Raw genomic sequence first — 19,359 nt, 5'->3', positions numbered from 1 at the left:
CGGCGTTCTCCCAGGCCAATATTGATTGCCAGCTCGGTCCCTCGCAGCGGAGCGCGTGGACGCCCTGAAACACATATCTGGCCGTGATCTGACCGTATCCGGCAATCTGCCACTCCGCTGGCCGGCTGGACATGACATTTATGCCACGCTCTGGCTGAATGGCTGCACATCCCTGTCTTCCAGCCCTTGCAATCCGTCGCGCATCGCGTAGATACGCGATTGAAAATGAGTTGCATTCAGAGGGTGATATGCGAAGCAAGTTTGGATGGCTGGTGTCGACGATCGTGGCGTGCGGTTCGCTGACAGGGGGCGCCTGGGCCGACGATATCGGCGATGTCGAGGACACGATCTACGTGTCGGGCCGGTATCTGTCGCTGGACCAGCTGGATGCGGTGAAAACGCCGACGCCGATCGTCGATGTGCCGCAGAGCCTGTCGATCGTGTCCCGTGAACAGATCGCCGTGCAAGCCTTCACGAATATCGGCGATGTCCTGCGCTACACGCCGGGCCTGTCAATCAGCCAGGGCGAAGGCCATCGCGATGCGATCAATATTCGCGGCAGCCAGACGACGGCGGACTTCTTCCTCAACGGCATTCGCGATGACGTCCAGTATTTCCGCCCGCTCTACAATCTCGAACAGATCGAGATCCTGCGCGGTTCCAATGCCCTCCTGTTCGGCCGAGGCGGCGGCGGGGGTGTCATCAATCGCGTGACCAAGCAGCCGGTGATCGGCGAGGACTTCACCTCCGTTGCGGCCGGTGTCGATACGTTCGGTGCCTACCAGGTCAGCGGCGACACCAATCTGGCGCTGACGGACACGGCGGCCGTCCGCCTCAACGGTTTTGTCGAAGAGCTCGACAATCATCGCGATTTCTACGACGGCACCCGATACGGCATCAATCCGACGCTGAATGTCCGGCTCAGCGAGGACACGTCGGCGGTGCTCTACTACGAGTATCTCAACGATGATCGCGTGGTGGACCGCGGTGTGCCGTCGGTGTCCGTGGCCAATGGGCCGGACGTGCCGCTGGAGGGCCACAGCGAGACCTTCTTCGGCTCGCCCGACCGCAATCTGACGACGCTGGAAGCGCATATCCTCCGCGCCCGTCTGGACCACACCTTCTCGGGCAATCTGCGCGGCAATGTCACGGTGCAATATGCCGACTACGACAAGCTGTACCAGAATATCTATCCGGCCGGGTTCGATGCCGCGGCTGCGCCGAACACGGTCACCCTGGACGGCTACCAGGACACGACCGAACGCGAGAACCTGATCGTCCAGGCCAACCTGGTCGGCGAATTCTCCACGGGGTCCATCGGGCATACGCTGCTGGTCGGTTTCGAATACGGCGACCAGGACACAGCCAATGCCCGCAATGACAACCGGTTCGCCGCCAATAATGACGACCAGATCGTGATCGACTTCACCGATCCGCTGGACGTGCCCGACTTTGCCTTTTCCGCGCCGGCCCGCGATCGCGCATCCGAGGTGAGCTTCACCTCCTTCTATCTGCAGGACCAGATCGATCTGACCGATGCCCTGAAACTGGTCGTCGGCCTGCGTTTCGACGAGTTTGACGTGTCGGTTGTCGACTTCCGCGCCATTTCGGCCAGCGATGATGGCCGCCGCGGCCGGGTCGACGAGGAAATCTCGCCCCGTTTCGGCCTGATCTACAAGCCGGCCGGGAATGTCTCCATCTATGCCAGCTACAGCGAAACCTTCCTGCCCAGTTCGGGCGACCAGTTCCTGACGCTCAGCCCGACGACGGAAGACATTCAGCCGCAAGTCTTCGAGAACCGCGAAATCGGCGCCAAGTGGGACATCACGTCCGATCTCAGCTTCACCGCATCTGTGTTCCAGCTGGAGCGGGGTCTGTTCACCACCGTGGATCCCGACGACGCCTCCATCGTCACGACGGTTCCGGGCAGTACGACCGGGGGGCTGGAAGTGCAGCTGACCGGCCGTGTCACCGAGCGGTGGTCGCTGAGTGCGGGCTATTCCTATCTCGACGGCGAAGTCGATGGCGGGAGCAATGACGGCAACAGGCCCCGTCAGACGCCCGAACACATGATCTCCGTGTGGAACCAGTACCAGGCCACCGACCGGCTCGCCTTCGGTCTGGGCGTGACCCGTCAGGACGAGTTCTTCGTGCGCGAGGACAACAGCGTTCTGGTGCCGTCCTATACCCGGGTGGACGCCGCGCTCTACTACGACCTCGACGACCGGACCGCAGTCCAGCTGAATGTCGAGAACCTGTTCGACGAGGATTATTTCCCCGATGCGCACAGCAATGACAACATCACCACGGGCGAGCCGCTGAACGCGCGCCTGACCGTGCGCCACACCTTCTAGGAACACGTATCTGCGACAGCGAAACGGCGGCCTGCATGGCCGCCGTTTCCTTTTGTGCGGCCGGGTGGGGCGGCCGAAACGCTAGCCCTGCTTCACCCGCACATCGCCCAGAAACGTGCTCAGGCAATCCACCGCATAATGCACATGCTCGGGATGCTCGCCCGGGGCCGCGCTCTCCTCGTCCCGCGGGCCTTCCCTGGCGCGCACCAGGACGGTGGTGAAACCCATCTCGTGGGCGGTCTTCAGGTTCCGCACGCTGTCCTCGAAAAAGACGGACTCGCTCACGGGAAGGTCGAAATGGGCAGTGAAGCGGTCGAAGCCTTCGCGGTGGGGTTTGGGGGTGAAGCCGGCGGCTTCGACGTCGAAAATGTCGTTGAAGAGATGCTCCAGCCCCAGCCGGCCGAGCACGTTTTCGGCGTGGCCGCGCGAACCGTTGGTGTAGACCAGGCGCCGGCCGGGCAGGGCCTCGATGCGCGCGGCGAGCGTGGGATCGGGATCTATGACGCTGGCATCGATATCGTGGACGAAATCGAGGAAGTCGCGCCGGTCGACCTCGTGATGGGTCATCAGCCCGTTCAGCGTCGTGCCATAGGTGCGCCAATAATGTTTCTGGACGGCGCGCGCCTCGCTCTCTCCGAGACCGAGAAGACGGGCGACATACTGCGTCATGCGCCGGTCCATCTGGGTCATTACCGGGGCGTTGGACGGATAGAGCGTATTGTCCAGGTCGAACACCCAGTGCGAGATATGGCTGAGGTCGGGACGCACGGCGGTCATGGCTGGCTCGGCGGTGCCCTGAAATCGGATTCGCTCACGCTGACCCGAACGCCGCCGTTTTCCGGCGTGCCGACGCGGCGGAAGGCGGCGACGGTGTAGCCGCGCTCGGCACAGTCGGTGCGGTCCTCGGCGACAAAACGGGCGGGTGCCAGGCAGAACTGGTCGGTTCCCCCGGTCATGGCGCGTCGCCCGGACGAGGCGATGCGCTCGGCGTAGTAGAAGACGTTGTCGCTTTCCAGCCGGGAACCCAGAAGGCGGGCGCATTCGCCGGCATGGATGCGCCACCATCCGCGCGACTGCCAGATCTCGCCGACGCGATGTCCGATAGCGGCCGAAATGTCGCCGTCGGCCTCGTTGCACAGGATCAGGCCGCTGGCGGCATTGCGTTCCAGGGCCCGCGCTTCCAGCGCGTCGATCAATGCACCGTCACCGGGGCGGCTGGACAGTTCCGCATCGCCCAGGAAGCGCGAGATGGCCCGGCGCGTGGAGGCGCCTTCATACCCGTCAACCACAGTGATGGGATATCCCGACGATTGCAGCAGGCGCTGGATGCCGGCCGTGACGGCGCGGCGGCCATAGTCGGAGGGTTCGACGAGCACTGTGCGGGCGCGCTCCTCGCCCTCGCGGATGAAGAAGTCGCGGGCGGCCAGGCCCAGCGCAGCACAGCGCGTATTGGCGACGACTTCGAAATCCCGTTCGTCGACGCACAGGGGCACCGTGCCGCGCCATTCGCGCACCCCGCCCAGATAGGCCAGGGTGGACTTGGCGTAGAAGAAGATGGGCTGGCCTTCGCGGTCCAGATTGACGGCGTCGGCAATCTCCTCGCATTCGCCCGGGCGCACCCGCGTCCAGCCTTCGATCGCCACGCCGCCCTCGACCGGCCAGCCGGCGGCGACGTCGGCGACATAGCTGGTCTCGTTGCAGATCTCCGCAGCCCCGGCGCCCGGCGCGGCGAAACCGGCACCGGCGAGGACGGTGAGGACGATCAGGAAGGCACGCACTCGGGACACGTCACGAAAACTCCGGCAACAGATCGGCGATCTCCGCGCGCAGCGTGTCGATCCCCGTGGTCTTGCTGCTCGACGTGGCGACGATGCGCGGAAAGGCGGCGGGGCGCCTGGCGATGGCCTGGAGCGTTTCCTCGCTGATGCGTTTCACGGCGGGCGGCTTTATCTTGTCGGTCTTGGTCAGAACGATCTGATAGCTCACCGCGGCCTCGTCGAACACATCCATGATCTTTTCGTCGACGGGTTTCAGCCCGTGCCGGCTGTCGACAAGCAGATAGACGCGCTTGAGATTGACCCGGCCGCGCAGGAAGGCGCGGGTCAGCCGGGTCCAGCGTTCGACCACATCCTTGGGGGCCTTGGCATAGCCATAGCCGGGCAGGTCGACGATGCGCAGACCCGTTCCGTCGACATCGAAGAAGTTGAGTTCGCGCGTGCGGCCCGGCTCGCCCGAGGCGCGGGCGAGATTGTTCTGCCGCGTCAGCGCATTGATCAGCGAGGACTTGCCGACATTGGAGCGTCCGGCGAAGGCGGCCTCGATCCGGTCGGGCGGCGGCAGGTGATCGAGATCGACCGCGCCCATGAGGAAGGTGCAGGGCCGGGAGAAAAGCCGCCGGCCCTTTGCCTCGTCGAGCTCGTCCGCGCCGTTGTCGGTCAGGACCCGCCTCCTGCGATCTTCTTGCGCAGGTGGGCGATCAGCTTGTCCAGCTGGGTCTCATTGCCGTGGCGGCGCATGATCACGTACTGCTGCAGCACCGAGAGGAAGTTGTTCCAGGCCCAGTAGATCACCAGGCCGGCCGCGAACGGCGCCAGCACGAAGGTGAAGATGACCGGCAGGAAAGCGAAGATGCGCGCCTGCATCGGGTCAGGCGGCGGCGGGTTCAGCGCCTGCTGGGCGGCCATGGTCAGGCCCATGATGATCGGCCAGGCGCCGATGCCCAGAACACCGCCGATCAGCCAGATGCCCGAGGGATCGTAGGGGATCAGGCCGAACAGGTTCCACACATTCGTCGGGTCGGCGGCCGAGAGGTCGCGGATCCAGCCGAAGAAGGGCGCATGGCGCATTTCGATCGCGTTGAACAGGGTCTGGTAGAGCGCGAAGAAGATCGGGATTTGCGGCAGGATAGGCAGACAGCCGGCCAGCGGATTGATCTTCTCCTTGCGGTAGAGCTCCATCAGCGCCTGCTGCTGCTTCTGCTGGTCGGCGGCGTAACGCTCCTTGATCTCCTGCATTTTCGGTTGCACCGCCTTCATTTTCGCCATCGAGGCGTAGGCGCGGTTGGCCAGCGGGTACATCAGGATCTTGATCAGAAGGGTCAGCGCCAGGATGGCCATGCCGAAATGCCCGGTGACGCCTTCCAGGATGTGCAGCAGCCACACGAAGGGCCGCGCAAGGAACCACAGCCAGCCCCAGTTGATGGCCATGTCGAACCGCTCGATGCCGACATCGTTCTGCACCGCCTGCAGCACGTCCAGCTCCTTGGCGCCGGCGAAGATGTGCGTGGTCGAGCTCAGGCTGGCGCCCGGTGCAACGGCGATGGCCTGTTCCACATAGCTGGCCTCGAAGGCGTCGATACCGGCCCGGTCGATGGTGCGGAAGCGGGCAGTGAAGGCGCGGTCCTGGTCGGGGATGGCGGCGGCCATCCAGTAGCGCTGGGTGATGCCGACCCAGCCGCCGGTGCCGCTCTCCTCGGCGCCTTCGCCGTCTTCCAGCTTGTTGAACTTGCGCTGTACAAGCGTGCCGTCGACAACCGCCAGGGCGCCTTCGAACACGGCGATATTGTTGGTCGGGTTTTCCGGCATGCCTTCATGGCGCACCAGGCCGTAGCGCGACAGTTCGACTTCCTGGCCGGAATTGTTGGTGACCGTGTCGGTGAGGGTGAAGAGATAATTCTCGTCGACCGAGATGGTGCGTTCGAAGCGCAGGCCCGACGCGGTCTCGTGCGCCAGCACGACGGGTGTGTCCGGTGTCAGCCTGTTGCCCGAGACCAGCTCCCATTGCGTCGAGCCGCCCGGCAGGTCGGAAAAGCCGGGCGTGGCCGATTGCCAGCCGTCGCGGGCATAGAAGACGTGTTCCGTGCCGATCGGGTTGAGCAGAGCGACAGGCGTGTCGTCATCGACGGTCTCGGAATGACGGACCAGGCGGATATCGTCGAAACGCGCGCCGGTCAGAGAGAGCGAGCCGATCACGGCCGGACCGTCGATCTCGACGCGCCGGGCATCGCCCAGGGCCTCGTCACGGCTTTCAAAGGCGGGGGCGGCGGGCTCGGCCGTGGCGGCGGGCAGGTCGGGATCGGCGATCTCGCCAGCCTCTTCCAGCGCGGCCTGGCGCTCCGCTTCGCGTGCTTCCTGCGCCGGACGCAGGAAGAAAAATTCGTAACCCAGCATGATCGCCAGGATCAGGCCCAGCGCGATGAATAGATTGCGTTGATCGTCGCCCATGAAAACGTCGGCCTCTCAGGCTTGTTTTGCGTCGTTGCCCGGGGCCCCGTCTTCGGCGAGGCTCACCAATGCGCTTTTGACATCCCCCATCAGACGCGACCACTCCTTTTCGGCCGTGGCCGCGCGCGCGATGAATACATAGTCAAACCCGGACTGTCCGTGGAGGGGGACTAGCAGTCGAGCGGTCTCGCGCAAACGGCGTTTGCAGCGATTGCGGACCACCGCGCCGCCGACCTTGCGGGTGGCGGTGAAGCCGATCCCGATATGAGGCTCCAAACGAGAAGAGCCGTCCCGTCTTCGCGCCTGGATCACGACGCTCGACCGGACGGCTTTCTTGCCTTTGGCGACGAACAGAAATTCGCGCCGCTTTTTCAGCCGTTTGACGGCCAGCGGCTGCGTGTTCATCTGATTTAGGCGGACAGCCGCTTGCGACCCTTGGCCCGGCGGCGAGCCAGAACCTGACGGCCGTTTTTCGTCGCCATGCGCGCACGGAAACCGTGCCGACGCTTGCGGACGAGCTTGGACGGTTGAAATGTGCGTTTCACGGTCGCGCTCCATCGGCGTTCAATTCGAGAGCGGCGGCTAATACGCGGCTGTATCGCGCGCGTCAAGGGCTGCGGCCGCATTTGATCAGGGCCATCCCGCCGCTTGCCGGACCCTGAGGCGTAAGCTATTCGGCGTCAACGCCCATGGTCCAAGAACCCGACACCGATTTGCCCGCCGCGCAGGCGGAGGACGCCCTGCCGCCCCGCCCCGGCATCGGGACGCTGGTGGACAGTCTTCCGGGGCAATTGCTGCTGGTCACCATGGGGCTGATCTTCGCGGGCCTCGCCCTGGTCTATTTCCCTGCCACGGCCAGTTTCCGCCTGCAATGGATGAGCGACCGGGCCGAGGCCGCCCACCTGGCCGCGCTCGCGGCCGATGTCGCGCCCGGCGGCGCGCTCGGCGAGGACGAGGTGCGGGCGCTGCTGATGGGGGCCGATGCGGTCGCGGTCTCCCGCGTACGCGAGGGCATGAACGAACTCGTGCTCTATTCCGGCCCGATCGAGGCGCAGCTGGTGGACAGCGATCTGCGCAAGGCGAGCTGGATGACCCATATCGCCGACACGGTGGATGTGCTGTTCGCTCCGCCGGGGCGTTTGCTGCGCATCCGCGCCGAACCCATGGGCGCTCCGGGCGAGACGATCGATGTCATCGTCCGCGAAGCCCCGCTGCAGGCGGCCGTGCACGACTTTTCACGCCGCCTGCTTCTTTATGCGGGGATAGGTGCGATCCTGGCCGGCGCCGTCATCTATGCCGCACTCTTTTACCTGTTCGTCCGGCCGATGCGGCGGCTGGCCGGGGCGATGGTGCGCTTCCGCCGCGATCCGGACGATCCCGCCCGTATCATCCATCCCTCCGGCGCCCGCAACGAGATCGGCCGGGCCGAGGCGGAGCTGGCGCGCATGCAGGCCGATATCCGCCAGGCCCTGCATCAGCGCGAACGCCTGGCCGCGCTGGGCGGGGCGGTGGCCAAGATCAATCACGATCTTCGCAATGTGCTCGCCAGTGCCCACCTGGTTTCCGACCGCCTGGCGACGGAGAGCGATGAGCGTGTGCGCGGCATGGGCGAACGCCTGGTCCGCGCCGTCGATCGCGGTATCCGCCTGTGCGAGGCAACGCTGGAATTCGGCCGGGCGGAGGAGGGGCCGCCGGCGCGCCGGCCTGTCGCCGCCAGGGCGCTTCTGGACGAGGTGGTGACCGATGCCGGGATCGATGGCGATATCGCCTGGACCAATGCCGTGCCGGACGATCTCGTGCTCGACGCCGACCCCGACCAGGCCCATCGCATTCTCCTGAATTTGTGCCGCAATGCCGTCCAGGCGCTGCGGGCGGACGATGGCAACAAGACGCTGTCGGCGCAGGCGCGGATCGAAGACGGCATGGCGGTTATCGAGATCCGCGACACCGGCCCCGGCGTGCCGGTGCGGGCGCGCGAGAAACTCTTCCAGCCCTTTTCCGGCTCCGCCCGCAAGGGCGGCACCGGCCTGGGCCTGTCCATCGCCCGCGAACTGGCCCGCGGCCATGGCGGCGATGTGGACCTGCTGGAAACCGGGGAGGCCGGAACGGTATTCGCCGTGCGGCTGCCTGCAATGGGAGGCTGAATTTCCTCCCCGCTATCGCGAAGACGCCCTAGATACGCTCGCTCACCTTGATCGCCAGTCTGCATCCGGCCTTGATCGCTGCGGACAGCAGGGCGTAGCCCGGCGCGTCTTTCGCGCCTTCTTCGACTGCAAGGTCGCGGTGGGCGACTTCTTCCTCACGGAATTTGTCGAACTGATCGGCCAGCGTGTCCTCGCCCATGGCGCGGAGCTCCTCCACCTGGCCGGCATAGTGCCGCTCGATCACGGTTTCCACCGCCTCCGTGCAGGCATGGGCGGCCCTCTCCCCCATCAGCGCGGTGACCGCCCCCAGCGCATGTCCGGCGACATCCCAGACCGGGGCCAGGGCGGTGGGCCGGGTATTGCGTTCGAAGATCAGCTGGTCGAAGGCATCGAGATGATGCTGTTCGTCGGCCTCCATCTCTTCCAGCTGGGCGGCGATGCGGGCCTTGTGCGGCAGCGTGCCGAAGACGGCGCGCTGGCCCTGATAGATCGCCACGGCGCCGTACTCGCCGGCATGGTCGACGCGCACCATCTGATCGATGCGGAGCGCATCCCGGCGTTTGCCCGGCAGGGGCGGACGCGTGCGCCCGGCGGGACTCATTGGCGCAGGCCCCTCAGACCGACATAGATCGAGACCAGCGCCATGCCGGCCGAAATCAGTGCGTTGTATCCCGCCATGGAAATGCCCAGCAGCGTCCAGGAGGCCTCGTCGCACATCACGACCGGCCTGTTGCCATCCAGCGTGGCGAGAACGTCGGCCACCGAGAAGGAGCCGCCGCCCGAGGTTGTGCAGGTCTCAGGCCCGTCCCACCATTTGTATTCGATCCCGGCATGCCAGAAGGCGAAACCGGCCGAATAGATCAGCACTGCCGCCATGATCAGCACCATGAAGGGAGCAAGGCGGGCCAGGCCCGGGCGCACGATCAGCAGGCCGCCGGAGGCCAGGCCCAGGCCGATCACCGCCATATGGATATAGCGCTGGTCAAAACACAGGGCGCAGGGGTCGTAATGGCCGATATACTGGAAACCCCACGCCCCCAGCAGCAGTGCCAGCGACACGCCCGCAATCAGGAGGGGCCAGCGGGTGAGGGGAAATTGGGTGAGGATCGGGGTCATGTCGCTACAACTCGCAAATCTTGGCGGATATCTTCCGGATTTCCCGGCCGTCGGCACTGCGTCCAATGCGCACACAAAATAGTGCTCACAGGACGGACTGTATGAAATCCCTGATTACATCGACCAGGGCCGATCCTAAAAGCAACAAGAGCGTGATCCAGACGGTGCCCAGCACCAGGCCGGCCAGGATCAGCAGGCCGTCGCGGGTGAGAAGGCCCAGTGCCGCAATGGCCAGCGCGATGCCCGGGGTGGTGTTGGTGGCGGGCAGCGGCACCATGATCGACGCGCAGAACAGCATGAAAATGCCGCCCACGATCCGCTCGGCCGACGGGCCGGAAAGGATCAGCAGGCGCGGCCGCGCCAGCGCTTCCAGCCAGCCGAACCATTTGCGCCCGCCGCGCGCCATCCGCGTCAGCGCGGCCTTGGAGACGGGCCGCGACTTGAAGCGCGCCGGCAGCCAGGGCTCGTCATGGCCGAGCGCCATCTGCACCGAAAGTGCCATCATCGGCAGCGACATGATCTGGGGTACGCCGTAGAGAAACGGGATCGAGACCGGCAGGGCCATGGCAAACAGGATGACGCCGAAGGCGCGCTCGCCCAGCGCGTCGACGAATTCGCCCAGGGAAATGCCCTCGTCCGGGGCGTCGGCGGCGATGGCTTCAAGGGCGCCGATCAGGCCTCGCGAGGCAGCGGTTTCGGTCATCGGGAGAACGGGTCTTTCACACCGGCGGACAAGCGCCGCGAGCCTAGCCATGACAGGCGTGCCCGTCGAGCGGATTAGGATGTTGACTTGCCCCCGCTTCATGGGCAGCTTGCGCCACCGCTCGCGGCCCGGCGCCGCGACCCCGCACCGGGCCCCTGTGGCGGAATTGGTAGACGCGACGGATTCAAAATCCGTTTTCTTCGGAAGTGCCCGTTCGAGTCGGGCCAGGGGCACCATTTCTTTCCTTAGTTCCCGCTCCGCTCGACCCGGGCCCGTCGCCGGTCTCGGTGTCGGGGTCCATGCTCACATGGAGCGCGCTCAAGGCTGGGGGCAGCAGGCCGCACCATGCTTCGTTGTCCGACAGGCGGCGACGGACATCTTCAGGTTTTCTCCCGAAGAATTTTTCCGGCCCGCTGAACCCGGCCTCGTCAGCCGCGGGGCGGGGTGCTAGCCTCCATGCCGGCAGGCTGGAGGGGTCAGTCGAGGGAGGCCGGTCTTGCTGTCACCGGGGAATGCATTGATCTTCTCGCGGTTCGCGCTGGCCGTGATGTTCATCTGGTTCGCCGCGATGAATTTCACGTCCGTGGGAACGTCGACCGTGGAGAGTTGGATCGCCGGCCATGCTTTCCTGTCCGGACTGTCGGACCAGGCCAGTTCGGCGGCGCGGACCCTGGGCATCTACCAGCTGGTGGCCGGCGTTCTGATCGGCGCGCCCCTGCCTTCGGGCAGTTTCCGGCGCATCGGCCTGGCCATGTTCGGTCTCTACGCGGCGCTTGCCCTGACCCTGATGTTCACCAATCCGGTCTGGCTGGAGGCCGAGGGCGGCTTTCCGGCGATCGGATCGGGCCAGGGCATCATCAAGTATCTGGCGATGCTGGGCCTGGTCTTCTGGGCCGCCAGTTTCGACAATTCGCGCATGTTCTCCAACCGCCATTCGGGGATGCGTCTGTGGAGCCAGATCGTGATGTGGGCCGGGCTGGTCCTGGTGCTGGGCTGGATCGGGGCGATGAAGTTCACCGCGTCCGAGGCCGCGGGGATCGACCCCTTGGTCACCACGCATCTTGCCTTTTCCTGGATGCCGCCCCTGCTGGGCATCCAGGGCACGTCCCATGTTATAGGCGTCATCGAACTGGTGACCGTCGCCGCACTCGCCGGCTATTGGTTCTCTTCCCACCTGTACCGTATCGGCCTCCATCTGGCCGCGATCACCTTCATGCTCACCCTGTCCTTCCTCGTCACCTTTGACGGGGCCTGGGCCGGCGATGCGGGCGGTTTCCCCGCACTGGCGCGTTCGGGGCATTTCCTGCTCAAGGATCTGCCCTTGCTGGCAGTATGCCTGGCGCTGTTGGCGGAGACCGGCCGCGAAGGTACGCGCCGCGGACGTTGACGCGGATTTTGCCGGTCATGTTCTGAAACACGGATCACACTTTCCGTGGCCGGGACCGCGTTTGCTTGACCGGTTCCGCCCCCTACCTAGTGTTCCGCGGCAATCGGGAGGAAATTGAATGGGCCTGTTCGCCGCGATCAAGCGCGAGTTCGACTACGTGACCGGCATGCTTCGCGTGCTGCGCGAAGTGAAAAAGGTCGGCTCGGGCTCCGGCGTGCGTGTGCCCGATCACATCGAAAACACGGTCGACCGGTTTCCCGACCGGCCCATGGCGCTGCTGGATCAGGGCGAGATTTCCTACCGGGCCTTCGATGCCTGTGCGAACCGTGTCGCGCATTGGGCGATGGCGCAGGGGCTGAAGCCCGGCGACACCGTGGCCCTGTTCATGACCAATCGCTGGGAATACATCGCCATCTGGTTCGGCCTGTCCAAGGCCGGCATCGTGACCTCCCTGATCAACAATCAGCTTTCCGGAAGCTCGCTGGCGCACTGCCTCAATATCGGAGAGACCCGGCAGGTTATCGTCGAGGGCGAGCTGGCCGGGGCCTTTGCCAGTGCCCGCGAATGCGGCTTGTCCGACATGGGTGTCTGGGTGCTGGACGGAGCGTTCGAGGATGCCGGCGATTTCGCTGCTGCGCTGGCGGAATATTCCGATGCGCGTCCCGGTCTCTCCGTGCGCGCCGGGGTGAAACCGGAAGACCCCGTGCTGAAAATGTTCACCAGCGGCACCACCGGCCTGCCCAAGGCGGCGCTGATGACGCATATCCGTGCGCTCTACTATCTCAATGTCTTCGCCGTGGCGTCCAAGTCCAGTGAAACCGACCGGATGATGATGGTCCTGCCGCTCTATCATGCCACCGGCGGTCTGTGCGGCGTGGGTTGTGCGCTGTCCTTCGGCGGCGCGCTGATCATCAGGCCGCGCTTTTCCGCCTCGAATTTCTGGTCCGATGCCCGCCGCTTCAAGGCGACCATGTTCATGTATGTCGGCGAACTGTGCCGCTTCCTGATCAATTCGCCGGAAACCGGGGACGAAAAGCACCACACGATCCGCTGTGCCATCGGCAACGGCATGCGCCGGGATGTCTGGGAGGCCTTCCAGGCCCGTTTCCACGTGCCCGACATCATCGAATTCTACGGCTCCACAGAGGGCAATGTCGGTCTGGTCAACGCCTCCAATCAACCCGGTGCCGTCGGCCGCGTGCCCGGTTATCTCAAGCACCGCTTCAATATCGACCTGGTGAAGTTCGACATGGAGGCGGAAGTGCCGGTGCGCGGCCCGGACGGTTTCTGTGTCGCCTGCCGGCCCGGCGAGGTCGGCGAGGCGATCGGCCGGATCGATCCGAACGATGCGCGTTTCCGGTTCGACGGCTATGGCAGCCGCGAGGACACCGAAAAGAAAATCCTGCGCGACGTGTTCGAGGCGGGCGATGCCTGGTTCCGCACGGGCGATCTGATGACCCGGGACAAGCTGGGACATTATTATTTCGTCGACCGGGTCGGCGACACCTTCCGCTGGAAGTCCGAAAATGTCGCCACGGGCGAGGTCGCCGAGGCGCTGGCCGTGGACGGGGTCGAACAGGCCAATGTCTATGGTGTCGAAGTGGCGGGCTATCCCGGGCGGGCCGGCATGGCGGCGCTGGTCGCCAACGACACGGCGCTCGATCTCGACATGCTGCGCGCTCATGTGCATGACAGCTTGCCGGCGTATGCCCGGCCGCTCTTTTTGCGCCTGCAGCGCCAGACCGACACCACAGGCACGTTCAAGTTCCGCAAGGTCGATCTGGTCAAACAGGGTTTCGACCCGTCCGCGATCGGGGATCCGATCTGGTTCGATCATCCCGGCGAAGGCCGCTATGTACCGCTCACGCCGGAACTTTACGCCGCCATCCAGGCAGGCGATATTCGGGTATGAACCGGCCAAGACCCACCGCCGACGAGATTCTCGCCTTCTGGTTCGAGGAGGCAGGGCCGGAAAAATGGTATCGCGTCTCCGCCGCGTTCGACGCGCAGATGCGCCGCCGTTTCGGCAAGACCATCGAGCGCGAGGCAGCCGTTTTCCGTCAGGGCGGGCACCCCTGGTGCGAGACGGCCGAAGGGGCGCTGGCGCTGATCCTCCTTTTCGACCAGTTCCCCCGCAATGTCTGGCGCGGTTCCGGCAAGGCATTCGAATTCGACCCGCTGGCGCGCGATCTGGCCGGCCGGATGATCGAGCGCGGGTTCGACTGGGCGGTGTCCGAGGGTCGCCGCGCTTTCGTCTATATGCCGTTCATGCATTCCGAGGACCTGGCCGATCAGGACCGCTGCATCGAACTGGCCCGCGAGAGGCTTGACGGTGAGGGCACCCTGCACCATGCCGTCAAGCACCGCGAAGTGATCGAGCGTTTCGGCCGCTTCCCCTATCGCAATGAAGCGCTGGGCCGGGCTTCCACGCCTTTCGAGGTCGAGTATCTGGTCAATGGTGGCTATGCACCCGGTCGGAACGACTCGGCAAAATCGTCCGGAGGGCAGGGCTGACCGGTGCGGCTGAGCCTGTGTTTTGGCTTAATCAATTGAAATAATTATTGTTTATTGCGATCCCCGATTGGCCCCGCCCTTGCTCCTGAAGCGGGCAGACACCGCCATTCAGGAGCTCGCCCGCATGACCCCTCGCGTTCACATCACCGTCGAAGACATTCGCCAGATCGCCTGGACCATGGTCGATCTGCACGGCGCCCAGGCGATCGGCTATGCCGATGAGGCGGTGAGCGATCTGGACGGTCAGGGCCAGCCGGAAAGCGCGGATGCCTGGCGGGCGCTGCGCTCGGTGATGGAGGACGCCTTGGCGGGCCGCTTGCAGCGCGACGGCGATATCACGGTGCATTGATCCCGGTGCGGGTCCGGCAGCGTCGCATCCGTATCGCGGTGCGCCTGTATCCGCAGAAATATGCCATTCCGGCTTCGTTGCAGTTGCACCGTCATGGCGCTGTGCTAACTCCGCATGATGGACACGACAGGCTGGCCCCAGACCCTCTCCAGATTCGGGATCGACGACCCGTTCGAACCGGCGCGCGCCGCACCGCGCATGCGCAAGGCCCTGCGCGACGCGACGCCGTTCATGGATGTCAAACCGCCGGCGCTGGAACGCGTGGAGGATCTGGCCATCCCCGGTCCGGCGGGCGAGATCCCGGCCCGGCTCTACACGCCCTTTGGCTCGGCAAGTCCCGCGCCCACAACGCTTTTTCTGCACGGTGGCGGCTATGTCATCGGCGATCTGGAAACCCATGACAGGCTGTGCCGCCGCCTGGCCGCCCATGGCGGCGTGCGGGTGCTGGCCATCGACTACCGCCTCGCTCCGGAACACACTTTTCCCGCCGCAGTCGAGGACGCCCAGGCGGCCTTCGACTGGCTTGCCGGCGAGGGGGCGGAGGTGACGGGCGCCAATCCGGCGCGGCTCGCTGTGGCAGGCGATTCGGCCGGTGGCGGTCTCGCCGCCATGCTCGCCCAGACCCGGCGCCGCCAGATCCGCTTCCAGCTCCTGATCTATCCGCTCCTGCAACTGGTCGAACGGCGAAAACCCCGGCTGAAAGCTCTCGAAGGCCATCTCCTCGCTGCCTTCACCCTCGACCAGATTGCCCGCGCCTATCTCACCGACATGGAACAGGCCGGGGATCCGCGCGTCTCCCCGCTGTTCGAAAATAATCTGGCCGGTCTGCCCCGGGCGCATATTTTTGCCGCCGAGCTGGATCCGCTGCTGGATGAAGGCGCGGCCTATCGTGACCGTCTTCTGGCCCTGGGAACCCCCACCGGGTACACGCTCGGCAAGGCCTTGCCGCACGGCTACTTCAATCTCACCGCCGTCCTGCCGGGCACGAAGGCCCTGGTCGACCAGGCGGCACTGGCGCTGGGCGACGGGCTGCGCGGGTGATGTGTTTGCAATAGGGCCGCGAAGGTCTTAGCTCGAAGACATGACCTTTACCCCGGCCTACAGGCCCGACCCCCGTTTTGCCGCCCTGGGCGAGGCATTCTCCGATCCGGTCGAACCCGCGGCCTTTCCCGGGGCCGAGCTGCGTTTCTGGAACGGGCGCTGGGCGCACGAGATCGGGCTCGACAGGCTGGATGAGGTGGCAAAAAGGGCGCATTTCCACGCTTTCGATCCCCTGCCGGACAACCAGCCACAGCCGCGCGCCATGCGCTATCACGGCCACCAGTTTCGCACATACAATCCCGAGCTGGGCGACGGCCGGGGCTTTCTCTTCGCCCAATTGCGTGACAGCCAGGACCGGCTGCTGGACCTGGCCACAAAGGGGTCCGGTCAGACCCCCTGGTCGCGGGGCGGGGACGGCCGTCTGACCCTCAAGGGCGCGGTGCGCGAAGTGCTGGCGGCGGAAATGCTGGAAGCGCTGGGGGTCTACACCTCCAAGGCCTTCGCCGTCTTCGAGACCGGCGAGCAGCTTGCCCGCAATGACGAGCCGTCGCCGACCCGGTCGGCGGTGCTGACCCGGCTGGGCCATTCCCATGTCCGCCTGGGCACTTTCCAGCGCCACGCCTTCGAACATTCACGCGCGCGGATCGAGGCGCTGATCGACCATGTCATCGCACTCTATTATCCCGAACTGGAAACGGCCGACGACCGCCCCGCCGCCCTGCTGGAAAAGGTGATTGAGGCCAATGCCCGCATGGCCGCCGGCTGGATGGCGGCCGGTTTCGTGCACGGCGTGCTCAACACCGACAATATCAATGTCACCGGGGAGAGTTTCGACTACGGGCCCTGGCGCTTCCTGCCGCATTACGAACCGGGCTTCACGGCGGCCTATTTCGACCAGACGGGCCTTTATTGCTTCGCCCGTCAGCCCGAAGCCGTGTTCTGGGCCCTGCAGCAGTTTGCCGGCGCATTGGCGGAGGCCGGCGACCGGCTGTCGCTCGAGGCTGCGCTGAACACTTTCCCCGCCGTCTATCGCATCGCCCTTCTGGATGCCTTCCTCGCCCGGTTCGGCCTCGCTTCAGCGGGACGCGATGCCGATGAGCGTCTGGTGCGGGCTTTCCTGGCCTTCATGGAAGCCTCGCAACTGCCCTGGGAGGCTGTCATTTTTGACTGGTTCGGCGGTCGGGCCTCGGCCGCGCGCGCCATGGCCGGACCCCGCGCGGCGTCCTATGACGGCGAGGTCTTCCAGGCCTGGCAAGGGGAGATGGAGGCCCATGACAGCATCCGTCCGGACCGGCTGGATCATGCCTGTTTCACACGGCCCGATCCCGTCGCGATGACCATCGATGTGGTGGAAGCGACCTGGGACGCGATCGCCGAGCGTGACGACTGGTCCGGTTTCGAGACGCTGATAGGGCGCGTGCGGGAGGCGGGCGAGGCTTATGATCTCGGCCGGGACCGGCTAGGCTTCTTGTCATGACGCTCGATCTGATTCGCATGGACGGGCTGGAGGCACCCGGTCTCGTCCATGCCTTCACCACACGTGCCGGCGGGGTCAGCGAAGGCCCCTATGCCTCGCTCAACGTCACCCGTTCCCGCGGCGACCACCCGGCGAATGTGGCGGAAAACCGCGAGCGGTTGCGCCGGGCGCTGGGGCTGGATCATCTGGTCTTCGCCACCCAGGTGCATGGCCGCAACGTCATCCGTGTCGACGGTCCGCCCCGCGGGGACCAGCCGGCCGGCGAAGCCGATGCCCTGATCACCGACCGTCCCGGCCTGGGCCTGGTCTGCCAGACGGCCGACTGTACGCCGATCCTGCTGCACGATCGGGGGCGCGGCGCGGTCGCGGCCATCCATTCCGGCTGGCGCGGCACGGTGTTGAACATTGCCGCGGCCACGGTTGAGGCCATGATACAGGCCTATGGCACGCGTCCGGCGGACCTCGTGGCGGCCATCGGCCCGTCGATTTCCGCGGCGAACTACCGGGTCGGCCCGGAAGTGGTGGCCGAGTTCGAGACAGCGCTGGGCAATACGCGCGGCGTGGTCTCGCCACGCGATCCCGAGGGCGGGGCCCAGCTGGATGTCGGCGAGGCCTGCCGCCGCCAGCTGGTGATGGCCGGTGTGCCGGAGACGGCGATCGAATGCTCGCCGCTGTGCACCTATGCCGAGGAGGTCCGCCTCTTCTCCGCCCGCCGCGCCCACCATAGGGGCGAGAGCGGCGTGTTCGGCGGCCAGGGCGGCGTGATCGGACTGATCGCCTAGGCGCTGCTCAGCGCCCGAGCGGGCCGCACGCGGCCGAGCAGGCCCTGGCCGGTCTGGGTCCACCTCCGAAGCGCCCATTCGAACGGGCCCCGGCGGAAGAGCGACAGCCAGATCCGGGCCGTTGCGATCAGCGCCAGAGAGCCCAGTACGGCCATGCCTGCGATGCCGTAGCGGTCGAACGGGCCCAGTTCGAAACCGGCCCCGGTGAACGCGAAGAGCATCATCGCCGAGCCGGCCAGATAGAGGGTCAGCGCCATCCGCCCGGCCGGCGCGAGCGTTGCCATCAGCACTCGGCGCGGTGCCTTTGCACGCATCATCAGCATGATCGCGGCGGTGTGGCCCAGCACGATGAAGGGCTTGCCCAGCGTGGTGAGAAAATGGGCTTTGACCATCTCGGCGAACCCGCCGGCGGCCAGGATGACGGCGATCCCGCCGCACACCGCAATACCGACGGTATAGCCGGCAACGAGCATCGCCTTCAGGCGGGCGGACGACCACGCCGAGAAGGCGCCCATGCGGTAGAGGCCAAGGCCCAGCAGCATATAGCTGCCCGCCTCCAGACATTTCCACACGATCCCCGTCGACAGGCTCCAGGCCGTGAAATTGGCGACCGACTGGCGGACATGGTCGAGATAGCCGGCGGCCTGTTCCGACGCGGCATGGGCGATCATGGCTTCGGTGACGGGCGTCGTGGAGATATCGCCCATGGCGTCATGCGCGGCCAGCAGCGCAAACCCCCCGATACCGCCCAGCACCAGAAGACGCGCGTCCAGCCGCGAGACCACCAGCGCGACAATGCCGGCGAGAGCATAGACGTGCAGGATGTCGGAAGCTTCCGCGAGCAGGACCACATGGAAACCCAGGCCGAAGGCGAACAGCCCGGCCGTGCGCACGAGATAGCTGGACCAGGACGGCACAAGCGGACGGCCGTCGCGCGGCCCGGTCATCATCCACAACGAGACACCGAAGAGCAGCGCGAAGAGGCCGCGCATCGCATCGTCAACCATCACCGAATTGGCCAGCCAGACCGCCTGTTCGCCCAGCGACCAGCCCAGAATGTCCGGATGCTCCAGCGCAATGGGCGACCCGCCCTTGGTGGGAAAGCGCGCGAACAACAGGCCCAGAACGGCCAGCCCGCGCAACACGTCGAGATGATCGAGCCGGTTGGAATTGGCAGCAGCAAGCGGGGTCATGGTGTGTCTCCAGTCGGGATTCGCCTGAGAGGAGAGCAAGATGGGTGCCAGGGACGCGAAGCGGCCGGGAATCCCG

General features: G+C 65.7%; 19 protein-coding genes and 1 tRNA gene. 10 read left to right on the top strand and 10 right to left on the bottom strand.

From position 1 onward, the window contains the following. Positions 1-248: 248 nt before the first annotated feature. Positions 249-2,354: a TonB-dependent siderophore receptor gene (locus Q1U94_RS11585; protein WP_300544767.1), complete on the top strand. Its 2,106-nt coding sequence runs from the start codon at positions 249-251 to the stop codon at positions 2,352-2,354. A gap of 81 nt (positions 2,355-2,435) precedes the next feature. On the opposite strand, the gene Q1U94_RS11580 is transcribed toward Q1U94_RS11585, so the two are convergent. The 6 genes from Q1U94_RS11580 to rpmH all read right to left on the bottom strand — a co-directional run bounded on the left by Q1U94_RS11580 (position 2,436) and on the right by rpmH (position 7,122). Beyond that, positions 2,436-3,131 (bottom strand): pyrimidine 5'-nucleotidase, encoded by a 696-nt coding sequence (locus tag Q1U94_RS11580; protein ID WP_300544764.1) that lies wholly within the window; start codon positions 3,129-3,131, stop codon positions 2,436-2,438. After that, positions 3,128-4,141: a DUF1036 domain-containing protein gene (locus tag Q1U94_RS11575; protein ID WP_300544762.1), complete on the bottom strand. Its 1,014-nt coding sequence runs from the start codon at positions 4,139-4,141 to the stop codon at positions 3,128-3,130. The genes Q1U94_RS11580 and Q1U94_RS11575 overlap by 4 nt, the downstream gene beginning before the upstream one ends. 1 nt (position 4,142) lies before the next feature. After that, a complete protein-coding gene (yihA, locus tag Q1U94_RS11570) occupies positions 4,143-4,718 on the bottom strand; it encodes a ribosome biogenesis GTP-binding protein YihA/YsxC (protein ID WP_300544760.1) in 576 nt (191 codons plus the stop codon). A gap of 71 nt (positions 4,719-4,789) precedes the next feature. After that, positions 4,790-6,577: a membrane protein insertase YidC gene (gene yidC / locus Q1U94_RS11565; RefSeq protein ID WP_300544758.1), complete on the bottom strand. Its 1,788-nt coding sequence runs from the start codon at positions 6,575-6,577 to the stop codon at positions 4,790-4,792. A gap of 15 nt (positions 6,578-6,592) precedes the next feature. After that, on the bottom strand, positions 6,593-6,982 hold the full coding sequence (rnpA, locus tag Q1U94_RS11560; RefSeq protein WP_300544756.1) for a ribonuclease P protein component: 390 nt from the start codon (positions 6,980-6,982) through the stop codon (positions 6,593-6,595). A 5-nt stretch (positions 6,983-6,987) separates the two neighbouring features. Continuing rightward, positions 6,988-7,122 (bottom strand): 50S ribosomal protein L34, encoded by a 135-nt coding sequence (gene rpmH / locus Q1U94_RS11555; protein ID WP_271186404.1) that lies wholly within the window; start codon positions 7,120-7,122, stop codon positions 6,988-6,990. Positions 7,123-7,266: 144 nt separating this feature from the next. On the opposite strand from rpmH, the gene Q1U94_RS11550 reads away from it, so the two are divergent. Further along, a complete protein-coding gene (locus Q1U94_RS11550; RefSeq protein WP_300544752.1) occupies positions 7,267-8,721 on the top strand; it encodes a HAMP domain-containing sensor histidine kinase in 1,455 nt (484 codons plus the stop codon). Positions 8,722-8,749: 28 nt separating this feature from the next. On the opposite strand, the gene Q1U94_RS11545 is transcribed toward Q1U94_RS11550, so the two are convergent. The 3 genes from Q1U94_RS11545 to Q1U94_RS11535 form a co-directional block, all read right to left on the bottom strand. Continuing rightward, the gene (locus Q1U94_RS11545; protein WP_300544749.1) at positions 8,750-9,322 is read right to left on the bottom strand and encodes a demethoxyubiquinone hydroxylase family protein; all 573 of its coding nucleotides are present in this window, start codon (positions 9,320-9,322) and stop codon (positions 8,750-8,752) included. Next, entirely contained in the window at positions 9,319-9,837 is a 519-nt protein-coding gene (locus tag Q1U94_RS11540) for a disulfide bond formation protein B (protein ID WP_300544746.1), read from the bottom strand. Before Q1U94_RS11540 ends, Q1U94_RS11545 begins: the two co-directional genes overlap by 4 nt. An 85-nt stretch (positions 9,838-9,922) precedes the next feature. Next, entirely contained in the window at positions 9,923-10,540 is a 618-nt protein-coding gene (locus tag Q1U94_RS11535; RefSeq protein WP_300544743.1) for an exopolysaccharide biosynthesis protein, read from the bottom strand. Positions 10,541-10,691: 151 nt separating this feature from the next. Here Q1U94_RS11535 and Q1U94_RS11530 point away from each other — a divergent pair. The 8 genes from Q1U94_RS11530 (at position 10,692) to pgeF (ending at position 18,090) form a co-directional block, all read left to right on the top strand. Further along, positions 10,692-10,776: transfer RNA gene (locus tag Q1U94_RS11530), tRNA-Leu, on the top strand. 260 nt (positions 10,777-11,036) lie between these two features. Beyond that, positions 11,037-11,927, top strand: coding sequence for a DUF417 family protein (locus tag Q1U94_RS11525; protein WP_300544740.1), 891 nt, complete (start codon positions 11,037-11,039; stop codon positions 11,925-11,927). A gap of 118 nt (positions 11,928-12,045) precedes the next feature. Beyond that, positions 12,046-13,839: a long-chain-acyl-CoA synthetase gene (locus tag Q1U94_RS11520; RefSeq protein WP_300544738.1), complete on the top strand. Its 1,794-nt coding sequence runs from the start codon at positions 12,046-12,048 to the stop codon at positions 13,837-13,839. Further along, on the top strand, positions 13,836-14,441 hold the full coding sequence (locus Q1U94_RS11515; RefSeq protein ID WP_300544735.1) for a DUF924 family protein: 606 nt from the start codon (positions 13,836-13,838) through the stop codon (positions 14,439-14,441). The genes Q1U94_RS11520 and Q1U94_RS11515 overlap by 4 nt, the downstream gene beginning before the upstream one ends. 124 nt (positions 14,442-14,565) lie before the next feature. Then, complete coding sequence (locus Q1U94_RS11510; RefSeq protein ID WP_300544733.1) at positions 14,566-14,790, top strand: hypothetical protein; 225 nt, start codon at positions 14,566-14,568, stop codon at positions 14,788-14,790. Between the two features lie 114 nt (positions 14,791-14,904). Continuing rightward, positions 14,905-15,831: an alpha/beta hydrolase gene (locus tag Q1U94_RS11505; RefSeq protein ID WP_300544731.1), complete on the top strand. Its 927-nt coding sequence runs from the start codon at positions 14,905-14,907 to the stop codon at positions 15,829-15,831. Positions 15,832-15,871: 40 nt separating this feature from the next. Then, complete coding sequence (locus tag Q1U94_RS11500; RefSeq protein ID WP_300544729.1) at positions 15,872-17,308, top strand: protein adenylyltransferase SelO family protein; 1,437 nt, start codon at positions 15,872-15,874, stop codon at positions 17,306-17,308. Continuing rightward, complete coding sequence (gene pgeF / locus Q1U94_RS11495; protein ID WP_300544726.1) at positions 17,305-18,090, top strand: peptidoglycan editing factor PgeF; 786 nt, start codon at positions 17,305-17,307, stop codon at positions 18,088-18,090. Before Q1U94_RS11500 ends, pgeF begins: the two co-directional genes overlap by 4 nt. Here the strand turns inward: pgeF and Q1U94_RS11490 are convergent. Beyond that, positions 18,087-19,283, bottom strand: coding sequence for a DUF418 domain-containing protein (locus Q1U94_RS11490; protein ID WP_300544723.1), 1,197 nt, complete (start codon positions 19,281-19,283; stop codon positions 18,087-18,089). The genes pgeF and Q1U94_RS11490 overlap by 4 nt on opposite strands. Between the last annotated feature and the right edge of the window lie 76 nt (positions 19,284-19,359).

The sequence above is a fragment of the Maricaulis sp. genome, from assembly GCF_030149515.1.
In the GTDB taxonomy this organism is placed as follows: domain Bacteria; phylum Pseudomonadota; class Alphaproteobacteria; order Caulobacterales; family Maricaulaceae; genus Maricaulis.
Note: the sequence above shows the minus strand (reverse complement) of the source record. Positions and strands in the feature narration are given on the sequence as shown.

Bases quoted from the DNA above. Each gene is read 5' to 3' on its own strand.
- Q1U94_RS11585 (WP_300544767.1), top strand. From the start codon at position 249: ATGCGAAGCAAGTTTGGATGGCTGGTGTCGACGATCGTGGCGTGCGGT.
- Q1U94_RS11580 (WP_300544764.1), bottom strand. From the start codon at position 3,131: ATGACCGCCGTGCGTCCCGACCTCAGCCATATCTCGCACTGGGTGTTC.
- yihA (WP_300544760.1), bottom strand. From the start codon at position 4,718: ATGGGCGCGGTCGATCTCGATCACCTGCCGCCGCCCGACCGGATCGAG.
- yidC (WP_300544758.1), bottom strand. From the start codon at position 6,577: ATGGGCGACGATCAACGCAATCTATTCATCGCGCTGGGCCTGATCCTG.
- rnpA (WP_300544756.1), bottom strand. From the start codon at position 6,982: ATGAACACGCAGCCGCTGGCCGTCAAACGGCTGAAAAAGCGGCGCGAA.
- Q1U94_RS11550 (WP_300544752.1), top strand. From the start codon at position 7,267: ATGGTCCAAGAACCCGACACCGATTTGCCCGCCGCGCAGGCGGAGGAC.
- Q1U94_RS11545 (WP_300544749.1), bottom strand. From the start codon at position 9,322: ATGAGTCCCGCCGGGCGCACGCGTCCGCCCCTGCCGGGCAAACGCCGG.
- Q1U94_RS11540 (WP_300544746.1), bottom strand. From the start codon at position 9,837: ATGACCCCGATCCTCACCCAATTTCCCCTCACCCGCTGGCCCCTCCTG.
- Q1U94_RS11535 (WP_300544743.1), bottom strand. From the start codon at position 10,540: ATGACCGAAACCGCTGCCTCGCGAGGCCTGATCGGCGCCCTTGAAGCC.
- Q1U94_RS11520 (WP_300544738.1), top strand. From the start codon at position 12,046: ATGGGCCTGTTCGCCGCGATCAAGCGCGAGTTCGACTACGTGACCGGC.
- Q1U94_RS11515 (WP_300544735.1), top strand. From the start codon at position 13,836: ATGAACCGGCCAAGACCCACCGCCGACGAGATTCTCGCCTTCTGGTTC.
- Q1U94_RS11510 (WP_300544733.1), top strand. From the start codon at position 14,566: ATGACCCCTCGCGTTCACATCACCGTCGAAGACATTCGCCAGATCGCC.
- Q1U94_RS11505 (WP_300544731.1), top strand. From the start codon at position 14,905: ATGATGGACACGACAGGCTGGCCCCAGACCCTCTCCAGATTCGGGATC.
- Q1U94_RS11500 (WP_300544729.1), top strand. From the start codon at position 15,872: ATGACCTTTACCCCGGCCTACAGGCCCGACCCCCGTTTTGCCGCCCTG.
- pgeF (WP_300544726.1), top strand. From the start codon at position 17,305: ATGACGCTCGATCTGATTCGCATGGACGGGCTGGAGGCACCCGGTCTC.
- Q1U94_RS11490 (WP_300544723.1), bottom strand. From the start codon at position 19,283: ATGACCCCGCTTGCTGCTGCCAATTCCAACCGGCTCGATCATCTCGAC.